Annotated in this window: 16 protein-coding genes; 8 read left to right on the top strand and 8 right to left on the bottom strand. The window is 38.1% G+C overall.

Features of this window, described 5'->3' with window-relative positions:
• Positions 1-24 precede the first annotated feature (24 nt).
• Both ABR854_RS03595 and ABR854_RS03600 read right to left on the bottom strand, forming a co-directional pair.
• Positions 25-1542, bottom strand: a complete 1518-nt coding sequence (locus ABR854_RS03595; protein WP_350263981.1) for a glycoside hydrolase — start codon at positions 1540-1542, stop codon at positions 25-27.
• Positions 1543-1725: 183 nt separating this feature from the next.
• Complete coding sequence (locus ABR854_RS03600; RefSeq protein WP_350263982.1) at positions 1726-2223, bottom strand: SMI1/KNR4 family protein; 498 nt, start codon at positions 2221-2223, stop codon at positions 1726-1728.
• Between the two features lie 299 nt (positions 2224-2522).
• Here ABR854_RS03600 and uvrB point away from each other — a divergent pair, with 299 nt between their 5' ends.
• Entirely contained in the window at positions 2523-4562 is a 2040-nt protein-coding gene (gene uvrB / locus ABR854_RS03605) for an excinuclease ABC subunit UvrB (RefSeq protein WP_350263983.1), read from the top strand.
• 95 nt (positions 4563-4657) lie between these two features.
• Here uvrB and ABR854_RS03610 read toward each other — a convergent pair whose 3' ends face one another.
• Both ABR854_RS03610 and mutY read right to left on the bottom strand, forming a co-directional pair.
• On the bottom strand, positions 4658-5140 hold the full coding sequence (locus ABR854_RS03610; protein ID WP_350263984.1) for a single-stranded DNA-binding protein: 483 nt from the start codon (positions 5138-5140) through the stop codon (positions 4658-4660).
• 59 nt (positions 5141-5199) lie between these two features.
• Positions 5200-6264 (bottom strand): A/G-specific adenine glycosylase, encoded by a 1065-nt coding sequence (gene mutY, locus ABR854_RS03615; RefSeq protein WP_350263985.1) that lies wholly within the window; start codon positions 6262-6264, stop codon positions 5200-5202.
• Between the two features lie 292 nt (positions 6265-6556).
• On the opposite strand from mutY, the gene ABR854_RS03620 reads away from it, so the two are divergent.
• From ABR854_RS03620 to ABR854_RS03650, 7 genes are all read left to right on the top strand, one after another.
• Positions 6557-6841, top strand: a complete 285-nt coding sequence (locus ABR854_RS03620) for an HU family DNA-binding protein (protein WP_188766788.1) — start codon at positions 6557-6559, stop codon at positions 6839-6841.
• Positions 6842-6938: 97 nt separating this feature from the next.
• Positions 6939-7778, top strand: coding sequence for a tetratricopeptide repeat protein (locus tag ABR854_RS03625; protein WP_350263986.1), 840 nt, complete (start codon positions 6939-6941; stop codon positions 7776-7778).
• 311 nt (positions 7779-8089) lie between these two features.
• Entirely contained in the window at positions 8090-9640 is a 1551-nt protein-coding gene (locus ABR854_RS03630) for an Rne/Rng family ribonuclease (protein ID WP_350263987.1), read from the top strand.
• A 163-nt stretch (positions 9641-9803) separates the two neighbouring features.
• Positions 9804-10046 carry a DUF8507 family protein gene (locus tag ABR854_RS03635; RefSeq protein ID WP_350263988.1) on the top strand — a complete coding sequence of 81 codons (243 nt, stop codon included), beginning with the start codon at positions 9804-9806 and terminating at the stop codon, positions 10044-10046.
• On the top strand, positions 10030-10428 hold the full coding sequence (locus tag ABR854_RS03640) for a putative toxin-antitoxin system toxin component, PIN family (RefSeq protein WP_350263989.1): 399 nt from the start codon (positions 10030-10032) through the stop codon (positions 10426-10428). The genes ABR854_RS03635 and ABR854_RS03640 overlap by 17 nt, the downstream gene beginning before the upstream one ends.
• A gap of 133 nt (positions 10429-10561) precedes the next feature.
• Positions 10562-11425, top strand: a complete 864-nt coding sequence (locus ABR854_RS03645; RefSeq protein ID WP_350263990.1) for a 3-keto-disaccharide hydrolase — start codon at positions 10562-10564, stop codon at positions 11423-11425.
• 28 nt (positions 11426-11453) lie between these two features.
• A complete protein-coding gene (locus ABR854_RS03650; protein WP_350263991.1) occupies positions 11454-13553 on the top strand; it encodes an alpha-amylase family protein in 2100 nt (699 codons plus the stop codon).
• A gap of 9 nt (positions 13554-13562) precedes the next feature.
• On the opposite strand, the gene ABR854_RS03655 is transcribed toward ABR854_RS03650, so the two are convergent.
• From ABR854_RS03655 to ABR854_RS03670, 4 genes are all read right to left on the bottom strand, one after another.
• Positions 13563-13820: a type II toxin-antitoxin system RelE family toxin gene (locus ABR854_RS03655; protein WP_350263992.1), complete on the bottom strand. Its 258-nt coding sequence runs from the start codon at positions 13818-13820 to the stop codon at positions 13563-13565.
• On the bottom strand, positions 13813-14019 hold the full coding sequence (locus tag ABR854_RS03660; protein WP_350263993.1) for a RelB antitoxin-like protein: 207 nt from the start codon (positions 14017-14019) through the stop codon (positions 13813-13815). The genes ABR854_RS03655 and ABR854_RS03660 overlap by 8 nt, the downstream gene beginning before the upstream one ends.
• A gap of 114 nt (positions 14020-14133) precedes the next feature.
• Complete coding sequence (locus tag ABR854_RS03665; protein WP_350263994.1) at positions 14134-16059, bottom strand: c-type cytochrome; 1926 nt, start codon at positions 16057-16059, stop codon at positions 14134-14136.
• Positions 16060-16094: 35 nt separating this feature from the next.
• Positions 16095-17918, bottom strand: coding sequence for a 3-keto-alpha-glucoside-1,2-lyase-like domain-containing protein (locus ABR854_RS03670; RefSeq protein ID WP_350263995.1), 1824 nt, complete (start codon positions 17916-17918; stop codon positions 16095-16097).
• Positions 17919-17931: the final 13 nt, after the last annotated feature.

Below are 17931 nucleotides of genomic sequence, written 5' to 3' on the forward strand. Positions count from 1 at the left end.
TAAGAAAACAAGAACAACACTTCCCTACCTCAAACCCACAACCAAAGTAACAACCGCTTCGGCAGGTATTTCAATACCCGTACCTTTGATTTTGCTATGAGCTAAATTCTTATCTTTTGATGTCGTGTAGGTATCAATTACTTGATTTTTGCTAAGACTTGGCAGTTCGATTTGCTGATTTTGGGCAGGATTTACAATCACAACCACTAATTCTTTTGCACTTTTATAGGCCGAAACCATCAAATCTTTATTATCGGTTTCGATTTTTACACGCTGCATTTGTGGTCTGACGAATCTTGAAAAATTACCAAATGCCCAAAGAAGTTTTGAGTCATAAACTTCGGCATCGAATTTATTACTGTCGTTTTCGCCTTTTACGCCCTTATTGGCTACGTAAATCAAACCATCTTTATAATCATTGGCACTGACCGAAAGCCACCAATGCCACGCCGAAGCATTGGCGTAAGTCAAATCGGCATGAATAACTTTGGCTACGTACAAAGCTGTTTTCATGCCTAAATCTTGTCCGCCACCCTCAATTTCGCCAGCATTATCGCCCAAAACACAATATTCCGACTGCCAATAATTAATTTTTTGTTGCTGAATTTTAGCCGATAACTCTTGACGTTTACCGATTAGTTCGCTACTCGGCGAGGTCGTGAAATAGCTATGTCCACAAATCAATTTTTCGACCGAATTTAAGTTGCCAACGTAATTTTTACTCGCCTCCGAAAAGAAACTTTCAATCTGATTATCTTGTCCAACTTCGCTACGGTTACTCTTCGATTTGTACAAATAATCAATCTGTGCGGCATCCGTAATCACAACTTTTGTGCTTAGTTTTCGTTCGGTCATTTTTGTGTCGAGCTTCCGTACCGCCCAAGCCAAATCTTCGTTGTTGATAGGCGTTCCCTCTTGCGAACCAAACCCCGATTTCGATTTTGGTCCCCAATCCCACTGCGGTTCGTTGAATGGACTGATATAATCAAATTTCAATTTTGAAGAAACTTCCGCCAGAAAACCAGTAAAATCATCAATTTTATTTTTATCAAAATTCCAGTCACCCAACTTGCCACTGGCTATCGCCAAACCATTTTTTGTCATCGAAACTGGGGCAGAATTCAAGAAACCCAGCGTAAAATCTACGCCATTGCGTTTGGCTGCTTCCAAAAACCATTGTTGTCCACGCTGTTTGTTCCAGTTATATTTTCCGTTTTCTAAAAAGCACTCTGCTCTACGCCATTCGTTGGTTATTTTGCTATCAATTCCTTGTTCAGTACTGCCCGCACCGATATTAAAACGCCACATCGAAAGACCAATTCCTTTTGGGTTACCTGCTTGGTCGAGTTCTTTGCTAAATAAAAGACTCGCAATTTTTTCTCGCTTTTCGACAGGATAATTTTCGCCCACCATTTGCATCGACCAGCAATCCGAAGCCCCAAAACTGTGAATAGTTTGGTAGGTGGTTTGGGTGTCTATTTTTAGTTTTTGAGAGAAACTGATTTGAGAAATAAGTAAGAGAGAGACAAATAATTGCTTCATTGGCTTTGGTGAATTGAATAAAATGAGAATGCAATGATAAGCAAAATCTCATTACCAATTCTTACGAAGTTTCCGAACTTCGCATGGGTGTCGTGTGTTCTCCAGAACGCTTTTACAAAATAACATCGGGTGATGTCCAAACACCTCTGCGAAGTTTTTAACTTCGTAGAGCGGGAAATGGAATTAATCAAAAACTTCATTCTCATCATATGGTTCAATATCACTTTCTCTTAGCATATTTAAAAATTCACTAAAATTATTGGCAATTAGATGTAATTTAGTTTCAAGTCCATCTACATTAACTTTATCAACAAGATAAACTTTACCATAATATTTACCTTTAATTCCTAAATAAATTTCGTTGTCATATTCTGGTGCTATAAAAATGAAACAATCAGAATCATTTATGTAAAAACCATTTTGTTCAATATTTTCTTCTGTTAGGTTTCTTATCCATTCTATATCAAAATCTTTGTTGTTATTAATACTGTAAATAGAATTAGTACAAAAAGTAATTATTTCATTTTGTACTTCTAAATCAAATAACATTGGTTTAAAGTAAATACCATTATTCTCCAAAAGGAAATTTCTAAATTCAGTTGGAATTATAAAACCATAATTCTCTTCGAACTCCTCTATTTTATTTATTTCAAGGGGTGCGTTTTTAGTTTTAATTTTCATAAAAAAGATTAATTACACGTTGACATCATATTAGGTCTTTTTAAAGCACCTGCTGCTTCAATATTTAGTTCAGAAAATTTCATTTTTAATTCCACGTTTGGCTAAATGTTCTATATCCGTCATGGAATGATTAGTCAGTGTATTTTGCGTTCTTAGAACGCAATTCCAACAGATAACCACCCACAATTATACCAAAAAATCAAACAAAATCGCATAATATTTCTTCAAACAAAAGAAACTCTCTCGCCCAAAGTTGTGTTTATATTCAGATAAGCTATTCTATATTTCTACCCAAAATTATGCAATATAAACTCGTTTCTGACTACAAACCCACTGGCGACCAACCGCAGGCAATTGCCAAGCTCGTTGAGGGCATCAAAAAAGGCGAACGCTCGCAGGTACTACTGGGTGTAACTGGCTCTGGTAAGACCTTTACCGTAGCAAACATGATTGCTCAGCTCGACCGCCCAATCTTGATTTTGAGTCATAATAAAACGCTGGCGGCCCAACTTTATGGCGAGTTCAAAAGTTTTTTCCCTGAAAATGCCGTCGAGTATTTTATTTCTTATTACGATTATTACCAGCCCGAGGCCTACATTGCCACAACCAATACTTATATAGAAAAAGACCTTTTGGTCAATGAAGAAATCGACAAACTTCGACTTTCGGCGGTGTCATCGTTGATGTCGGGGCGTCGAGATGTCATTGTAATTGCATCGGTTTCGTGTATTTATGGTGCGGGAAATCCGACCGAAATGAAACGTAGTATTATTCAGATTGGGGTCGGACAAATCATTTCTCGCAATCAATTTTTGTTTCGTTTGGTCGAAATTCTTTATTCTCGTACCGAAGGCGAATTTATGCGTGGAAACTTCCGTGTCAAAGGCGATACAGTTGACCTTTACCCAAGCTATGCCGACTTTGCTTTTAGATTTATATTTTTTGGCGATGAAATCGAAGAAATTCAACGAATCGACCCATCAAATGGCAAAAAACTAAGTTCTGAAAAGCAAATTGCGATTTTCCCAGCTAATTTATTCGTCACTGGTCGAGACGTAATGGCCAACGCCATGCACCAAATTCAAGATGAAATGGTGAAGCAGGTAAAATATTTTGAATCTGATGGCCGATTATTAGAAGCACAACGCATACAAGAACGCACCGAATTTGACCTCGAAATGATGCGTGAATTGGGCTACTGCTCAGGTATAGAAAATTATTCTCGTTATTTCGATAATCGTCAGGCGGGGCAACGACCTTTCTGTTTGCTTGATTATTTCCCCGAAGATTATGTAATGGTAGTGGACGAAAGCCACGCTTCAATTCCACAAATCAGAGCCATGTGGGGAGGCGACCGCTCACGTAAAGAGTCGTTGGTAGAATACGGTTTCCGACTACCTTCGGCAATGGATAATCGTCCGTTGAAATTCCAAGAGTTTGAAGAAATGGTTGGGCAAACGGTTTTTGTAAGTGCCACGCCAGCCGACTACGAAGTACGTTTGACAGATGGCGTAGTTGTAGAACAAATCATTCGCCCAACGGGCTTACTCGACCCCGAAATTGAAGTTCGCCCAAGTATCAATCAAATTGATGATTTATTGGAAGAAATCAACGTAAGAGTTCAGCGAAAAGAGCGGGTTTTGATTACGACCCTTACGAAACGCATGGCCGAAGAATTGAGCAAATACCTCGATAAAGTGGGCATCAAAGGCCGGTATATTCACTCAGAAGTAAAGACTTTCGACCGTGTAGAAATCTTACGTGAATTGCGTTTGGGTGTGTTCGATGTGTTGGTTGGTGTAAACTTATTGCGTGAAGGTCTCGATTTACCCGAGGTTTCGCTCGTGGCAATCATGGATGCCGATAAAGAAGGTTTCTTGCGTGATATTCGCTCATTGATTCAGACAATCGGTCGTGCTGCACGTAACGAAAACGGCAAAGTTTTGATGTATGCCGATAGAATAACAGGCTCAATGCAAAAGGCAATCGACGAAACCAATCGCCGCCGAGCCATTCAGATGGAATACAATGCCGATAACGGTATTACGCCAAAAACTATCCTAAAATCGAGAGAAGCTATCATGGAGCAAACTTCGATTGCCGACAGCAAGGCCACAACCAAAATGTATTACAACGAGCCAGAACAAGTTTCGATTGCTGCCGACCCAATTGTTGGCTACATGACCAAACCACAGCTTGAAAAACTTATAGAAGAAACTCAAAGAAAAATGGAGCGTGCCGCCAAAGATTTGGACTTCTTAGAAGCAGCAAGATATAGAGATGAAATAGCACAGTTGAGAGAGAAGATAAAAAGCACCCCCATCACCCCCAACCCCTAAAGGGGAGTAAAAACTAAGTTCAAGAGTTGTTTTAACTCTTGAACTTACAAAAAATCGTAGAAACAGAAACTCCCCTTTAGGGGCGGGGGCTGGTTTTAAAACGGTAAATCATCGCTATTTCCACCAGCTAAATCAGGTGGTGGTGGCATCGGAACTGGAGCTGCTTTTGGAGCATAATTGTTCGAGCTACCGCTATTTCCACCATAAGATGATTGTCCACCCGATTCGGTAGCTTCGCCACCACCACGGCGTCCGCCAACCAATTGCAATGTATTTGCTCTGATTTTTACAGTAGTACGTTCAATATTCTCTTTATCAGTCCATTTTTCGGTTCTGATACGTCCCTCAATATAAGCCGTATCCCCTTTTTTCAGGTATTGTTCAGCAATATTTGCCAAATTATCCCAAAGTTCAATTCTGTGCCATTCGGTTTGTTCTACACGAACGCCGTCCTTATTATTATAACTTTCTGAGGTAGCAATACTAAAAGTCACTACTTTACCTCCACTCGGAAGCGTTCTGACTTCGGGGTCTGAGCCAAGATTCCCCAATAAAATCACTTTATTTACTCCAGCCATTTTATATAAATTGTTTTAAGATTGTTACGTAAATTTAATAAAAACTCGATACATCACAACTACTTCTTTGCCGAAAACCACGCACCTTTCAAATACTTTTCAATCAAAATCGGCTTTGGCAAAGTCTCTACTTCATCTAACGAATAAAACGCATATCCTGCGGGAGCTACAACTTCTTCATTCAAAACAATGTGCCAAAATCTCGCTTCAATTCGTTGATGTGTAAGGATATGCTTAATATTTTCCGAATGCCCCTTAATTATTGCTTTCGACAGCGTTTCTTGCAAAAAGTCATCATTTATTTCATCAAGTTCCGAAAGTTTTTCTTCGTTTTCTATCAAATAAAAATCATTTAGCCCTGTCCAAATATCGCCTTCGGGGCGTTGGTGCATCAAAAAAGTACCATTTTGTTCGATGACAAAATAATCAAAGAAACGATTCCGAACTTTTACCTTTTTTGATTTTATCGGTAAAATGCTTTGCATTCCTTTGGCATTTGCTACACACGATTCAGCAAACACACAAAACATACAATCAGGATTCGCTGGCGTGCAGTGAATTGCTCCAAACTCCATAATCGCCTGATTATAAATACTTGGCGATTCAGCCGAAATCAATTCATTGGCCAATTCGCTAAAAACTTTTTTTGCTTTATGGCTCGAAATATCAGTTTCTACGCCAAAAACTCTCGCCAAAACCCTAAAAACATTCCCATCAACCACCGCCACTTTTTCATCAAAAGCAAACGATGCAATCGCCGCTGCCGTATAAGGCCCAATACCTTTCAATTTCAATAAACCTTCATAAGTATTCGGAAAGATTCCATTAAAATCTTGCACCACAATTTTAGCTGTGATGTGCATATTTCTCGCCCTTGAATAATAGCCCAAACCTTGCCAAAGACGCAGCACTTCTTGTTCATCGGCACTCGCCAAGGCCTTCACGGTTGGATAATTTTCTACAAATTTTTCGTAATATGGCGAACCTTGTGCCACACGAGTTTGTTGCAAAATAACCTCCGAAAGCCAAATCTTATATGGATCTTTAGTTTTTCGCCACGGGAGGTCTCTTTTTTTCGTATGATACCAACGAATTAATAGTTCGGAAAAAGCCTTTGTTTCCAATTTTTATAGATGTTTGATACTGATTTGTCAGAAAAAAAATGTTTCAAAGACTCTTTTTTGCGGCAATACATTTTGTAACTAACTAATTATGAAGTAATTACAAAAAAAAAGTTTAAAACTTTTTGGCAGAGTCTTTATAAATCCGCTATCTTTGCAAACCCAAAATCAAACCAAAGAGTTTGAATGTATCAAAGTGAAGTTTTTAAAACCGAAAATTTTGGTCTAAAATTGTTGTATTTCACCTTGGTATTTTTTGAAAGTTAATTGATAATTTAAATAAACGTTTTTACTCGTGACTAAAGCAGAAGTTATCGTTGCAATTGCCGACAAAACTGGCGTGGACAAAGCAAGTGTATCCACAACACTTGAATCATTTTTTGAAATTGTAAAGGACACATTAGCTCAAGGCGATGCAGTTTACGTGAGAGGTTTCGGAAGTTTCGTAAATAAACACAGAGCAGCTAAAAAAGCTCGTAATATTTCGGCAAAAACTACCGTTATGGTTCCTGCTCATTCAGTTCCAGGTTTCAAACCAGCCAAAGAATTTACTGAACAAGTAAAAGCATCAGTAAAATAATCTTTAAGAATATTATGATTCTTTGAATAAATCATGGATAGCGTAAAAAATCAGCTATCCATGATGTTCTTTAAGAGTAATCGTAATTCACAAAAACATGAAAAAAAACTTCATCATTCTGATTGTCATTGCGGTAGCCCTCACGGGCTTTCTTTATTCTCGCCCAAAGGTAGTTGTGAAAGACGAAGCCAAAGCGAATAGAGATAAAGTTTCGGAAACAAAATCGGATGAAAAACACACCGACGACGATGGCCATGACCATTCAGAAACTTCGCAAGCACCAAAATTAACTGCCGAACAAGAAAAGAAATTAAACGAATTAAAGCAGAAGCTTGCCTCAGCAAGTGATAAAGTTGCTATCTACGACCAAATCGCTCAGGTATTTATTGCAGCCAATCGTTTTGATAGTGCTGCGGTTTATGCCGAAAAAATAGCCATTGCAGAACCAAGTACTGAAACTTGGATGCAAGCGGGAGACACTTACTATCAAGCATTTACGTTGTCGTTACGCCAAGAAAATGTGGCTAACTACGCCGAAAAAACTCGTGCGTGCTACCAAAAAGTATTGGAGAAAAACCCTCGTCAACTACAAGCCAAAACTAATTTGGCTATGACTTATGTACAATCAGATTCGCCAATGCAGGCAATCATGATGCTTCGTGAAGTAATTACTGAAGAACCGAACTTTGAGCCAGCTTTGATGAATTTGGGTGTACTTTCGATGCAATCGGGGCAGTATGATAAAGCCGCCGACCGCTTCAAGCAAGTTATTCGAATCAATCCAAATAACCAAAATGCACTTTTGGGCTTAGGTTATAGTTTAATCGAACTAAAGCAAAAACCACAAGCAAAAATTATTTTTGAAGACCTCAAGAAAAAAGTAAAAGAGCCAACTTTATTAGAAGAAGTAAATAAGGCTTTGGAGAGTTTAAAATAATTTGTTATCTTTGCGGTTCGATAAAAAGCCTCATTTCGAGTTTTAGAATGAGTTCGTTAGAAAAAATAAATTTCAAATAATCCTTCGGGAAAATAAATTATTACTATCATGCCTTGCGGAAAAAAAAGAAAAGGTCATAAAATGGCCACGCACAAAAGAAAGAAGCGTCTTAGAAAGAATCGTCACAAGAAAAAATAATTTTTCTTAGGTTTAGCAGCGTTATTTTTACGAAAATTAAAAATGAATACTGCTAAACCTTCCCTTTTCATAGCCTAATTATTATTTATTAACCCCTCGATTCTACCTCAACTTTGAGCAACGAATTATATATCAGTACCACACAGAAAGGTGATAGGATAGCCCTTGTTCAAGACAAAAGGCTCATCGAATATCACTTTGACGAGACGGAACATCAGTTCGCCGTCGGAGATATTTATTTGGGGGTAGTCAAAAAAGTAGTGCAAGGTAATAATGCCGCTTTTGTTGATGTTGGCTATGATAAAGATGGTTTTCTTCACTACAACGAGATTATCTCGTACAACTCTCTCAACAAATTCGTCAAAGATGTTATTGCTAAACGCCCAGTTAATCTTCGTTTGAAAGGTTTCAAGATGGAACCCGAAATTGAGAAATTTGGCAAAATCAATGATGTTGTTACGAAAAATACTCCCGTACTCGTACAGGTTGTTAAAGAGCCAATCTCAACCAAAGGGCCTCGTCTTTCTTGCGATATTTCGATTGCAGGACGAAACGTGGTTTTAGTGCCATTCGGTAATTCGGTTAATATCTCTAAGAAAATCACGAATAAGCAAGAGCGTCAAAGATTACACAAAATGGTGTCATCGGTGAAACCCGAAAACTTTGCGGTGATTGTACGAACGGTAGCCGAAGGCAAAGATATGGAAGAATTGAGCCGTGATATTGAGTTTTGTGTGGAGAAATGGGAAGAAGGAATGAAGGCTTTGCGTGATGCTAAGCCTCGTGACCGTATCATCAGCGAGATGGGTCGTGCATCATCAATTTTGAGAGATATGCTCAATGATGATTTCGACAATATTTATGTTGATACTAAAGAAAACTTTGAAGGCGTAAAAACTTTCTTGCATACCATTGCACCCGATAAAGAGAAGATTCTGAAACTTCACACGGGCAAAAACAAGCTTTTTGAGCAATATGGTATCGAAAAACAAATAAAATCGTTGTTCGGACGCTCAGTTAGTTTACCAAACGGTGGCTATTTGATAATCGAACATACGGAAGCATTGCACGTTATTGATGTAAACAGCGGTAACAAATCAACCCAAGAAGACGACCAAGAGTCAACGGCACTGGCTGTAAACTTAGAAGCGGCAAAAGAGTTGTGTCGCCAATTACGTATGCGTGATATGGGCGGAATTATCGTCGTCGATTTCATTGACATGAAGAAAAGCGAGAACCGTCGCATTATTCAGGAAGCAATGAAAGAAGAAATGAAAGGCGACCGCTCGAAATATACTATTCTTCCGATTTCAAAATTTGGTTTACTTCAAATCACTCGCCAGCGTGTTCGTCCAGAGATGAATATCGTTACTCGTGAAACCTGCCCTACTTGTAGCGGAACAGGCACGATTCAGGCGAGTATCATCGTTACAGATTTGATTGAAAACAACCTTGATTATATCCTTTCAAAACAAAACGAAAGCGGTATAAGCATTGTACTACATCCGTTTATCTATGCCTATTACAGAGAAGGACTTATTTCAAAACAAATGAAATGGTTCTTGAAGTATAGAACATGGGTAAAACTCATCAAAGATTCTTCTATTGGTATCACTGAGTTTCATTTCCTCAATAAATTGGGCGATGAAATTGAGATTGGGTGATTTTTATAACTTTTAGTTAAAGCTCTTGTTTTTCTTCGGTTTAAAACAATTTAATGTTCAACTTTTTCCTATTTATTAAAAAAAGGTTGATTAGAAATTGGTAAGAATTGTTTGTTCATACTACATTTTGTCTTTACATTTGTTTATAAAATCATGAGAAAAAATGGTAAATAATCAATTTAATGATGTACAAATTTCATTATTAAGGCTTTTAGATAGACCCATCACAGAACAAGAGGTAATTGAGATAAAAGACCTTTTAGTGAGCTATTTTGATAAGAAATTAAAGACTCAAATTGAATTTGATATCATTGAAAAAGGAATCAATGAAGCTGATTTTGAAGCCTTACGTAAAGGAACTAAACCAAGCAAAATTGTAAGAAACCGCCATGCAAGCAGTCATTGATACAAATTGTTTACTGCTTTCAATTCCGCCCAAAAACCATGAATTTTGGCTCTACGAGGCTTTTAGGCAAAAACGATTTACTTGGATTCTCAGCAATGAGATTATTTCTGAATACGAAGAGCAAATTAGCCTTTTCTACTCAGCCAAAACAGCCAATTTTGTTTTAGAAATACTACTTTCTGCATCAAATGTAAGATTTGTTGAACCATATTTTCGTTGGCAGTTAGTTTCGGATGCCGATGATAATAAGTTTGTAGATGTAGCAATTGCTTCAAACGCTGACTATATCGTTTCACAAGACCGACACCTCCATGCACTCAAAAAACTACAGTTTCCAAAACTAAACATCCTAAAAATTCACCAATTTGAGAAGCTTATTTAATCTCATATTACAAAGCCTTCATCAAAAATATTTTGGACAAGAATAAAAATTAGGTTATCGGTATTTTTCTATAATTTTGCTTTCCAAACATTTATTTGACCATCTTTTATAACCTCTACAAAACTCATTTTCTATGAAAAAAGTACTCGCTTTTTTGTTATTTCCTTTACTCACATTCGCACAAGCAGTTGATAAAAAAGAATGGAAACAACTCTTTAACGGCAAAAACCTTGATGGCTGGAAAGTTAAAATCAGAAACTACGACCTCAATAACAATTATGGCAATACTTTTCGGGTAGAAGATGGTTTAATGAAAGTCAGATACGATGCCAGTGCTTATCCTGCTTATAATGAGCGTTTTGGGCATATTTTTTATAAAGATAAATTCTCTTATTATAAGATTGCGGTGGAATACAGATTTGTAGGCGACCAAGCCATCGAAGGACCAGGTTGGGCAACTCGAAACAGCGGAATTATGGTACATGGCCAAACTCCCGAAAGTATGGGCAAAGACCAAGATTTTCCGATTTCGATTGAAGTACAATTATTGGGAGGACTTGGAAAAGGAAATCGTACGACTTGTAATGTTTGTACACCTGGAACAAATATTGTTTACCAAAACAAACTCGATAAGCGTCATTGCATCAACTCGACCTCAAAAACTTACGATGGCGACCAATGGGTAAGAGCCGAAGTGACAGTTTTGGGTGATTCGGCGATTATTCATTATGTTAATGGCGAGAAAGTTTTAGAATACCTAAAACCACAAATTGGTGGTGGAAATGTAAGCGGACACGACGAAAAACTAATGGCCGAAGTAAAGCTTTTGAAAGAAGGTTCGATTTCATTACAGAGCGAAAGCCACCCTGTCGATTTCCGTAAAGTTGAATTATTGAATCTTTGTGGCTGCACCGACCCCAAGGCATCGAATTATAAATCGTATTTCGTCAAATCTGATAATACTACTTGTGTTTATAAGAAGGGTAAAAAGAAGTAATTTCTCGCTAAACCTAAGTGTATTTTCTATGAAAAAACTATCGTTACTGGGTATTTTTTGCTTGATTCTATCATCAGTTTTCGCCCAAAAACAACCTCTTTGGTGGAAAAAGAATAATTTAAGGGTTATTCAGACCAATCTACCCGCGTACGAAGCTGCTAACTTAAACCCTGATTCATTAGTCAAGGATTTAAAAGACTTTTCGGCAAATACCCTCTTGATAAATGCGGGCGGAATTATGGCTTTTTTCCCGAGCAAACTTCCATTTCATTACATTAACCCATACATGAAAGATAATAATATGTTGGGAGAAGTGGTGCGAAAATGCCATGAAAATAATATCAAGGTAATCGTCAGATTTGATTTTAGCAGAGTACATGAAAGTATTTTTAAAGCTCATCCCGACTGGTGTTATGTTTCGCCCAAAGGTGAACGCATCATTAATACTGATATGTATGTGGTATCTATCAATGCACCTTACGTGCAGGAATGTGCTTTTAAAATCATTGAAGAGGTGATTGACCGTTTTCCAATTGATGGGATTTTCTTAAATATGCCAGGTTATCAAGTCAATAATCCGTATGAGGGAAAATATCATGGAATTGACCAAAATGAAGCCGATAAAAAGCGATTTGCAGAATTTAGTGGTGGACTGAAATTACCAACCGAAGAAAACAAAGCCGATAGTATCTTTCAAAAATATCTCGAATTTAAGAAATTTACGGTTGAAGATTGGGCCGAACGATTGAACAAACTTGTAAAATCGAAAAACGAACAAATTGCGATTTGTACTTATTTCGATAAACACGTTGATATCATTCGTCATGAATCTCAGACGAATAGTTTGCCATATTGGCCTTATTCTGCCTCCGAAAACGTCAATAGTGCCTCAACCTCGTTTCCTACGCATATCATCAGTAATAGTAGTATTCAGCAAATTTCATTTCAGTCTCGTTATAACGCCGTTGAGCCAGAGGAAGTTGGCATTAGACTTTACGAAAACATTGCCAATGGTTCAGGCTTGGATATTAGCATGATGGGCGATATGAGAGGCTACGAGGATGAACGTAATTTTGGGATTATAAAGAAGATTTATGCTCATCACAAAAAGCATGAACAGTATTTTGGAAAATATGCTTCAGTGGCTAAAATTGCCATTATTGCTCCTGGTTCTTGGCCGAGTGGTTTGCCAATGCAGGAATATCGAGGAATTCAGTTGATGCTAAAAGAAGCTCATATTCCATTTGATTTAATCGAAGATTCGCAAATCGGTCATTTAGCTGAAAAAATAAAACAATACAAATTATTGATTTTGCCAGATATAACTTACTTGAACTCAGCTTCGATAAAAGCTCTGAAAGAGGCATCTGAGCTTGGTGTTAGTCTGATTGCTACAAACACGACCATGTTTGATAACGCAGCTTTGTTAGCAGATTTGTTTGGGGCGAAAATCATCAGTAAAGAAAACGATGGCAGCGGAAACTATCTAAGCCCAACTAATAAAAAGCTTTTCAAGCGATTTACGAAGCAAAAGATGCTTTTTTGGAAGTTTAATTTAGGTAAATATGATTTTAGTGAGGCCGATTCGGTTTTTCTTCCAATATTAGCCAAAGGCCGTCCTGGCCCTCCCGAAATCATTGGAGGCCACGAACCAACTGGTTTTTATGGGATGGGTGTCAAGATAAAAAAGCAAAGTAAAAATGTTTTATTACCGATTAATTTAGGACGACTTTATTATTTGCATGGTTATGAAGAGCATAAGAATATATTGCTTGATGTGATAGATTATGTTTTTCCAGAAGCAAATGAATTGATAACAACGAATGCACACGAGCGAGTAGAACTTATTTTACAAAAATATAGTAGAAACACAGCCGAAAATAAACAGAGGACGACGAATGATGGTATGATTCTGCACCTTGTAAACTTGACGGGTTTTAGTGGCAATACTTATTTTGAGCCTTTGCCCATTTACAAACTATATTTCAAGATAAAGGCCGATTTTAAACCTTCAAAGGTATTTTCAATGGTCAGTGAGAAACCTATTAAATTTGTTTGGAAAGATGGTTATGTAGAATTTCAGCTCAATCAGCTCAATGCTTTTGATGGGGTAGTTATTGATAGATAATAACGTTAATTACTCATAAATGTCTTTTCTATGTCCAAGAGTTATTACATCAACAATTAGTTTATCGTCTATAACGCTATAAATAATTCGATAATCGCCTGTTCGGATACGATAAGCATCTCTCCCTTTCAACTTCTTATAACCATTTGGGCGTGGATTTGTCTCGAGTGATGCAATGGCAATAAAGATAGGCTCTGCTATTTTGTTGCTGAGTTTATCTAATTGCTTTTGAGCTTTTTTAGATAAAACAATAGTATAATTAGGCATTTTTTATGTTACGATTTTTTAAATAATCGGAAAATAAAATGCGAGTACCATCGTCTTCTTTTTTTGCTTCATCAAACAAACGGATATCCTCCAACTCTTCCAACTCTTCCATTATTGCATCAAATTCTTTCAAAGGAAGTATTACCGAAATTTTTTTTCCAGTATTGTCAGTAATATATTGTGGGTGTATTGCTGTCATATTGTCTTTATTTATGATAACAAAAATAGATAAATTCACTCATTTTAAAAATTTTCACAAAAAATAAGCTCTTCCGAAAAATCCGAAAGAGCTTACTTTTATTTACAGAATTTTTTACTTCAATGAATTTATCCAAGCGGCTATCTTCAAGGCATCGGCTCTCGGTACTTGCGGCATTGGAGCCATTTCGGTGGCGTATTCTGGCCAGTTTTTAGGTTGTGGCTTGTAGATTAATTCTACAATTTTAGTGTCCGAATATTTTCTTTTAGCTACATCTTTAAATGCAGGTCCAACCATTCGTTTATCGGCTTGGTGGCAAGCCACACAAGTATGTTTCTGTAACAACGGTTTTATCTCTTCAAATGTTGGAGCCTTAGCTACGGCAGTAGCTTTTTTAGCATTCACATCATCTGGTGTTGTTAGCTTTGCTTCTGCTGTTTTCTCTGCATTAGTCTTTAAATTGGCTGGGCGTGGAATATAGCTACTCATTTTTTCTCCACTCGGAATATTATTGAGTGTATAAAATGCCAAACCGTGCAAGAGCGTTTTTCCGTCGGTGTCTTTTACTCCATCAGCTTTTAGTTCGTGAATATAATGCTCACGCAAACCATCAACCAATAATCTTACTTTCAAACCATCATCTGATATTTTTAAGCCTTTTACGGTCAAGAATTTCTCATCAACAGTTGGGCTACCGTAAACAGGTTGGTATTTATAGATAAAACTACGGATTTGATAATTTTTGAAATCAGCAGCCGTTGCCTTATTCACAGGTTTTGTAAATTCAACTTCAAAACCATCGGGTGTGGCTTTCATAGTTTTCATTTCAAAAGGCATTTTTCCTGTCCAAACTAAGCGTTCGATACCCGCAGTTGTTGTACCTGCCGAACCCCAACCACGGTTGGTTTCACCGACAAACATTGAGCCGTCATTACCAAAAACCATGCGGAGTGTGCCTGACTGAAAACCATCTTTAAAAGGAAAGGCCGCACCCTGATATTCGCCGTTTACTTTTTCAATGAAAACACGTGTTAAGTTACTCTTACCTTGGTCACCCACAAAAAGTTGACCTGCAAATGGGCCAAATGCACCATTAGTTTCATCTTTGATGATTTCAGAAGTAGAGATACCCAAAACTCCGTGAGGCAACCAAACAGCTGGCAATTTTAATTCTGGAACATCTTTTTTCATTTCAAAAAGATACTTTCCACGCTCGGTTTCAATGTTTTCGGGTTTGATATAATAACCATTAGCATCTCTCGTTTTACGAGGGTCGATTTTAGCATAAAGTTGCTCAGTTGTGAGTTTTACTGGTGAATTTGGCTCGCTCGTCCAACGTAAACCCGCTGGATGACCCATGAAATCGCCTTTATTTACTTGAGCAATAAAGCCAGATCCCATCCAGTCGCCTTGATTATCGCCATACCAAAATTCGCCATCAATGGCACCGATTCCGCATGGCGAACGCATACCCGTTGCGTAAGGCTCTACTTTTCCATCTTCCGAAATCTTCATTGCCCAGCCTCTGCCTGGTCGGCGGCTTTCGCCTCTCCACCATTCTTCATCACCGAAAGCTACGTTTCCTGTAATAATCATTGAGCCATCGGGCATTAATTTTGGCCCGAACGTATATTCGTGGTAATGCCCCGAAATTGGTAGGTTGGCCACAGTTTCGTAAGAATCAGCACGACCATCGCCATTTTTATCGGTCAATTTGGTTAATTCACCACGTTGAGCACAGTAAAACGAGCCATTTTTATAGACCAAACCCAAGATTTCGTGCAAACCACTCGCAAATTTTCGGTAGTACGGAGCAGTTCCCGTATTCATGTACGCATTATTGATAATCCAAATATCGCCACGACGAGTAGCCAAAGCTACATCGCCTGAAGGCATCGTTGTGATACCGCCTACTTCCAAAAGCATTCCTTCGGGAACGGGCAGCGTAATGATACGGTAATATTCATTTTCAGCAGTATTTTGAGCAAATACACTCGAAAATGTCATTAATAAAATAAATATTTTTATGATGTTTTTCATTTGAATTCTTTTTAAGTTTTTAGAAACTACGTCTTTTACCAAATAATAGAATAGATGATTTTCTCACCTGCTGGAAGCACCAATTCTTTCATTCCTGCCGACTCACGGATACTTGGCGTACCTTCGATTACTTTTATGTAGTAGCTGTTTTCGCCAATGATAAATAAACCATCATTTGCTTTTGTAATGTTTTTAGCAACTGCTAATCTTGCATAAAGATTTGCGGCTGAACCTTTTACAGTAATCTCACGCTTAAACATTTTTCCGTCTTCGCTCGGTGTGGTTTTGTCTGTTAGGTTTACACCTGCGTAGTCATACTTGAATGTTGGCTGGCCAGCTTCATCTAACTCATATCCACGAGGGCGATAAGACGCATCTAAATCTCCCCACGCAGCAGATGCAGAACTCAATACATTCAAAAGCGGGGCATCACCAAGAGTTGTTAAGGTTCCCATTGGTTTTGAGCTACCATCGCCACGGTCGTTCCACATTGGGGTTGTGTTTAAGAAGCCACCTTTCCAGATTTGGAATAAAGCTCCATTGTCCAAATCATACGTATAATGAATATTTTCTTTGTTTCCGACCGAAACTGCGTGAACAACTCGTTTGCCTTTTCCTCCTTCACGAATATCCATGAACGAACGAAAAACTACTGGTTCGGTAGTTGGGTTGAGCATGATTGGTGAAGTAGGATTAGCCACCAACGTAGAATTTGCGTAATGAAGTGCTTGTTTACGAATCGTGGCCGACTCAGCATAAAGACCCAAAGCTGGTGCTAACCAACCATCGGCTTTCCAATAATACATTTCAAAATCAACGTCGCCCGCTGGGAGGTCAATCGTTGCTTGGCGGCTTTCGCCCGAATTCAACCACCCATTCTTAAACGCATCTACTCCGTTGATTTTCATTTGGGTATTGCCACCATGAACGGCCGTGAAAGTGTATTTTCCGGCATCTGGCACATTGATTTTACCAATATATTTTACAGCAAATTCGTTTTCGGCATTGCTCACATTCCAGTTCAAGAGAGCAACATTTCCACTTGTTTCTGGCTTTATTTTCTCAATATCGGCTACTGTACGGAAATTTCCTTTATAAACACCAAATTTCAAATCTTTAAAGGTAAGCGATTTCTGATTGAAACTTTTGTAGGTAATATTACGGAAAGCCACATTGCCGTGGTCGCCTTGAAAACGTAATGGGCCTTGCGAAACTTCATTGTCTATCAATGCTCCACGAGTTGGGCCTGTAAGTTCAACATTTTCGTGAATCAAAACACCATTTAAGATGATTGATAAGATTTTGGCATTGCTAATTTTTTTTCCTGCGGCATCGAAGCGTGGTGCTTGAAACGAAATCTTGATATTTTGCCACAAACCTGGTGCTTTTGCTGCATTTAGCCGTGGAGCTATACCTTGATAACCTTTCGAGCCTTCAGGTTTTGATTCGTCCCAACGCTCGTAAATTCCACCAACATCACCAAATTTAGGGCTTTTCTTTCCCCAACTATCGTTCAACTGAATTTCGTAACGGCCTTGTAAATAAATACCTGAATTAGAGCCTTTGGCCATCATAAAATCAAGGTCAAGGTCTAAATCGCCGTGTTCCATTACAGTCAAAATATCTTTGTCGATGCCATATTTTCCGATTTCATGCTTGCAAGATAAAATCCCTGTGCCTGCTTCGGTTGTAGTAATATTTGTTTGGTCGATACTTGCATTGATACCACCAACAATACTCCAATTTTCTTTGATTGGGCGAAACGCCGACATATCATTGAGCGGAAGCACTTGTTGGGCGTAAGTTGTACTTGCCCAAAGGCCACAAAAAATGATGTTTTTAATGAAATTTTTCGTCATTACTGAGATATTA

It is taken from the genome of Emticicia sp. W12TSBA100-4, from assembly GCF_040253585.1.
Lineage (GTDB): Bacteria > Bacteroidota > Bacteroidia > Cytophagales > Spirosomataceae > Emticicia.

Bases quoted from the DNA above. Each gene is read 5' to 3' on its own strand.
- ABR854_RS03595 (WP_350263981.1), bottom strand. From the start codon at position 1,542: ATGAAGCAATTATTTGTCTCTCTCTTACTTATTTCTCAAATCAGTTTC.
- ABR854_RS03600 (WP_350263982.1), bottom strand. From the start codon at position 2,223: ATGAAAATTAAAACTAAAAACGCACCCCTTGAAATAAATAAAATAGAG.
- uvrB (WP_350263983.1), top strand. From the start codon at position 2,523: ATGCAATATAAACTCGTTTCTGACTACAAACCCACTGGCGACCAACCG.
- ABR854_RS03610 (WP_350263984.1), bottom strand. From the start codon at position 5,140: ATGGCTGGAGTAAATAAAGTGATTTTATTGGGGAATCTTGGCTCAGAC.
- ABR854_RS03625 (WP_350263986.1), top strand. From the start codon at position 6,939: ATGAAAAAAAACTTCATCATTCTGATTGTCATTGCGGTAGCCCTCACG.
- ABR854_RS03635 (WP_350263988.1), top strand. From the start codon at position 9,804: ATGGTAAATAATCAATTTAATGATGTACAAATTTCATTATTAAGGCTT.
- ABR854_RS03640 (WP_350263989.1), top strand. From the start codon at position 10,030: ATGCAAGCAGTCATTGATACAAATTGTTTACTGCTTTCAATTCCGCCC.
- ABR854_RS03645 (WP_350263990.1), top strand. From the start codon at position 10,562: ATGAAAAAAGTACTCGCTTTTTTGTTATTTCCTTTACTCACATTCGCA.
- ABR854_RS03650 (WP_350263991.1), top strand. From the start codon at position 11,454: ATGAAAAAACTATCGTTACTGGGTATTTTTTGCTTGATTCTATCATCA.
- ABR854_RS03655 (WP_350263992.1), bottom strand. From the start codon at position 13,820: ATGCCTAATTATACTATTGTTTTATCTAAAAAAGCTCAAAAGCAATTA.
- ABR854_RS03660 (WP_350263993.1), bottom strand. From the start codon at position 14,019: ATGACAGCAATACACCCACAATATATTACTGACAATACTGGAAAAAAA.
- ABR854_RS03665 (WP_350263994.1), bottom strand. From the start codon at position 16,059: ATGAAAAACATCATAAAAATATTTATTTTATTAATGACATTTTCGAGT.
- ABR854_RS03670 (WP_350263995.1), bottom strand. From the start codon at position 17,918: ATGACGAAAAATTTCATTAAAAACATCATTTTTTGTGGCCTTTGGGCA.